Below are 4,314 nucleotides of genomic sequence, written 5' to 3'. Positions count from 1 at the left end.
GCTCATGCCGAACGACGAGACGCCCGCACGGCGCGGCTCGCCCGTCTCCGGCCAGGCACGCTGCTCGGTGACGAGCTCCACCGCACCGGCGGACCAGTCGACGTGGGAGGACGGCTCGTCCACGTGCAGGGTCCGGGGCAGCACTCCGTGGCGTACCGCCTGGACCATCTTGATCACACCGGCGACGCCCGCGGCGGCCTGGGTGTGACCGATGTTCGACTTCAACGCGCCCAGGAGCAGGGGCCGTTCGGCGGGCCTGTCCTGGCCGTACGTGGCCATGAGCGCCTCGGCCTCAATGGGGTCGCCGAGTCGTGTGCCCGTGCCGTGTGCCTCCACCGCGTCGACGGCCTGGGCCGACAGGCGGGCGTTGGCGAGGGCCTGCAGGATGACGCGCTGCTGGGACGGGCCGTTGGGGGCGGTCAGGCCGTTGGACGCGCCGTCCTGGTTCACCGCGGAACCACGTACGACCGCGAGGACTTCGCGGCCGTTGCGGCGGGCGTCGGAGAGGCGCTCCAGAAGCAGCACGCCCACGCCCTCGGACCACGACGTGCCGTCGGCCGTCGAGGCGAACGACTTGCAGCGGCCGTCGGCGGCGAGCCCGCCCTGGTCGCTGAAGCCGTAGAACGCCGCGGGGGTGGACATGACGGTCGCACCGCCGGCGAGCGCCAGGGAGCACTCGCCGGACCGCAGGGCCTGCACGGCGAGATGCAGCGTCACGAGCGAGGTGGAGCAGGCCGTGTCGACCGTCACGGCGGGCCCTTCGAGGCCGAGCGTGTAGGCGATGCGGCCGGAGACGACGCTCGCGGACGTGCCGGTCAGGACATAGCCGCCGGTGCCTTCCGGGGGCGGCTGCAGCAGCGTCGAATAGTCCTGTCCCGTCGTGCCGGCGAAGACGCCGGTGCGGCTGCCCTTCAGCGTGTCGACCGTGATCCCGGCCCGCTCGAAGGCCTCCCAGGACGTTTCGAGGAGCAGGCGCTGCTGCGGGTCCATCGCCAGCGCCTCGCGCGGCGAGATCCCGAAGAACGCCGGGTCGAAGCCGCCGACGCCGTCGAGGAAACCGCCCTCCATGGCGAACGAGGGGCCCCCCGAGTCGGTGGCGTCGCCGAGGCTCTCCCAGCCTCGGTCGAGCGGGAACGACGAGATGGCGTCGACGCCCGAAGTGGCCAGCTGCCAGAGGTCTTCGGGGCTGCGCACGCCGCCCGGGTAGCGGCAGCTCATGCCGACGATCGCAATGGGCTCGGGGTCGGCCGCCTCAAGCTCCTGCAGACGCTGACGGGTCTGATGCAGATCCGCGGTGACCCACTTGAGGTAATCCCGCAGCGTCTCTTCGTTCGCCATTCAATCCCACCCTGAGCAGTCAGCACTTAATAGCGATGGAGGACCGGGAACTGGGTGGAAAGTCGTTCGACGTCCCCACTACTGGAGGAGGAATTCCTCAGCATGAATTGGCCGAGGCCACACAACCCTTAACCCATAGCCTTCACATTGCGCATCCTCGAACACCGACACGCTCCTGTAATTGCATCGGCATTCCAGCAGATCAACTCGCAATGCGAAGCTATTCGACCCCCCTTGGCCGCACAACCCCTATGGGTTCGGCCCGTCCCCCTAGCCAACCGCCCCTGTCGGCCCAGGGGTCGGCGGCCGGTGCGGCGCCCGGGGGCCGGGCCCCGCCGCCTGTTTCGGGCGGGTCCCGGGGCACGGGTCCGCAGGGGGCGGTCACACGGCGGCAGCCCGCTCGGCCGCCGCCGCGTGATCGGCCGCCCCGCCCCGCCGGTGGGCGGGGCGGGTACGGGGCCGTCAATTCGAGCGGCCGAGCTCCTGGTTGATGAAATCGAAGATCTCATCGTCCGATGCCGATTCGAGCTTCTCGCTCACATCGGCCTGTTCGGTCTCGGCGCGCCCATCGGACCACTTGGCGAGGAATGCCTGGAGTCGCATCGTGACCCTTGTCCTCGTCAGGTTGTCGGGCTCCTTTCCTGATGTGGCGGCCTCCAGCTTGTCCAGTTCCGCAAGGAGCGATGCGCCCGAAGCGTCCGGCGCGTCCGAGTCGAATCGGAGTTCCGTGTGCAGGAACACGGCCGCCGCGGCCGCCGTCGGGTGGTCGAAGGCCAGGCCTGCCGGCAGCCGGAGCCCGGTGGCCCGCGTCAGCCGGTTGCGGAGTTCCACGGCCGTCAGGGAGTCGAATCCGAGCTCCCGGAAGACCCGGTCGGCTCCGACCTCGTCCACCGGGTGGCCGAGGACCGCCGCCGCGTGGGTGCGCACCAGCCGCACCAGTTCGGCGTCCCGCTCCGGCTCGGACATGGCCTCCAGCCGTTGGCGCAGCTCGTCGGCGACGTCGTCGTCGACGCCCACCGGCTCGGCGTCGCCCGCCAGGGCATCCGCGGCCTCCGGCAGTTCCGCCAGGAGCGCGCTGGGCCGCAGGGCCGTGAACGACGGCGCGAACCGCGCCCAGTCCACGTCGGCGACGGTGAGCAGCGGGTCGGCATCGGCGACCGCCTGGCGCAGCGCGGTGAGGGCCAGCTCCGGAGCCATCGGGGGCAGGCCCCGCCTGCGCAGCAGCTCCGCCTCCTCGGCCTGCCCGGCTTCGCTGTCCCGCACGGCGCCTTCCGTCGTGTCGCCGTCGGCCCACGGGCCCCAGGCCACCGATGTCGCGGCGAGGCCGCGCGCCCGGCGGTTCAGCGCCAGTGCGTCCAGGTAGGCGCCGGCCGCCGCGTACAAGCCCTGGCCGCCACCGCCCCAGACACCGGCGATGGTGGAGAACAGGACAAAGGCGTCCAGTTCCGTGTCGGCGAGGACCGCGTCGAGATGGGCAGCGCCGACCACCTTGGCGGCCAGCCGTGCGTCGGCGTCCTCCATGCGGATGGTGTCGAGCGGGGCGAGGTGGTTGCCGCCGACGGTGTGCACCACCGCCCGTACGGGGCCGCCCTCGTCGGCGAGCCGTCGGACCAGCGCGTCGAGCGCGGCGCGGTCGGTCACGTCGCAGTGCGCGACGACCGCGCGCTCGCCGAGCGCCGTCACCGCCGCCTCGGCCGGTTCCTGTCCTTCGGGCGTCATCAGGACCACCCGGTCGGCCTCGGTGCCGGCCAGCCAGCGCGCGACGTACGAGCCGAACGGCGTCGTGGCGTCGGTGACGAGCACCGTGCCGCGCGGGGCCCACTCGCTGCTCGTGGTGTTCGCCGACGCCCGCAGGAGCCGGGGCACGAATACTCCGGCGGGGCGCACTGCGGCCTGGTCCTGGCCGCTGCCGCCGCCGATGAGGGCGAGGACTCGGTCCACCGCCCGCTCGTCCGGCTTCGCGGGCAGGTCGATCAAACCGCCCCAGCTCTGCGGCTGTTCCAGACCCGCGACCCGGCCGAGGCCCCACAGCTGGGCCTGCGCCGGTTCCGGCGCCGCGTCGGAGCGGCCCGTGTTCACGGCTCCGCGGGTCAGGCACCACAGGGGCGCCCGTACACCCGCGTCGCCCAGTGCCTGCACCAGGTCCAGCGTGGCCGCCATGGGGTCCTGGCCGAGGGCCAGCAGGGAGACAACGCCCGCGATGCCCTCGGGGCCTGCGGCCTCGCCGGCTCCGGCCAGTTGCTCGGCCAGTCCGGTCCGGTCACGCGTGCCCGAGTCCACGGAAAGGCGGGCGACGGCGGCGCCGTGCGCCTCGATCCCGGCGACGACCGGGTGGCCGAGGTGTTCGTCGGCCGCCACGACCAGCCAGGTGCCGGACACCGGCGCGCCGGTGTCGTCCGCGACCGCCTTCCACGCAACCCGGTAGCGCCAGGCGTCGACCGTGGACTGCTCGCGGGACTGGCGGCGCCACGACGACAGCAGTGGCAGCACCTCGCCCAGCGGCTGGTCCGCGGTGAGTCCGGCCCCCTCGACGAGTCCGGACAGGTCCTCCTGCTCCACCGCGGCCCAGAACCGTGCGTCCATGGACGACACGGCATCCGTCTCCGGGGCGACGGGACCGCCCGGCTTCGGCCAGTAGCGCTGCCGCTGGAAGGCGTAGGTGGGCAGGTCGACACGGCGGGCGCCGGTGCCGGCGTGGTACGCGGTCCAGTCGACTGCCGTGCCGCGTACGTGAAGTTCGGCGAGGGCGGTGAGCAGGGCCTGCGGCTCGTCGCGGTCCTTGCGCAGGGCCGGTACGAAGCCGAACTTCTCTGGGTCGACGGTGGTGTCGGTGAGGCAGTCCTGGGCCATGGCGGAGAGCACCCCGTCCGGGCCCAGTTCCAGGAACGCGGTCACGCCCGCGGACTCCAGGGTGCGGATCCCGTCCAGGAAACGGACAGCCTCGCGGACGTGGCGGACCCAGTACTCGGGATCCTG

General features: G+C 72.7%; 2 protein-coding genes. Both read right to left on the bottom strand.

Annotated elements, in window-relative coordinates; translation table 11 throughout:
- The coding region (locus tag EES42_RS39445; RefSeq protein WP_206433810.1) for a type I polyketide synthase at positions 1-1,338 on the bottom strand (1,338 nt) is incomplete at its 3' end.
- 462 nt (positions 1,339-1,800) lie between these two features.
- A partial coding sequence (locus tag EES42_RS45255) for an SDR family NAD(P)-dependent oxidoreductase (protein WP_164495494.1) occupies positions 1,801-4,314 on the bottom strand: 2,514 nt, incomplete at its 5' end.

This window comes from Streptomyces sp. ADI95-17 (assembly GCF_003846175.1).
GTDB lineage: Bacteria > Actinomycetota > Actinomycetes > Streptomycetales > Streptomycetaceae > Streptomyces > Streptomyces sanglieri.
This window is presented reverse-complemented; position numbering and strand designations above follow the sequence as displayed.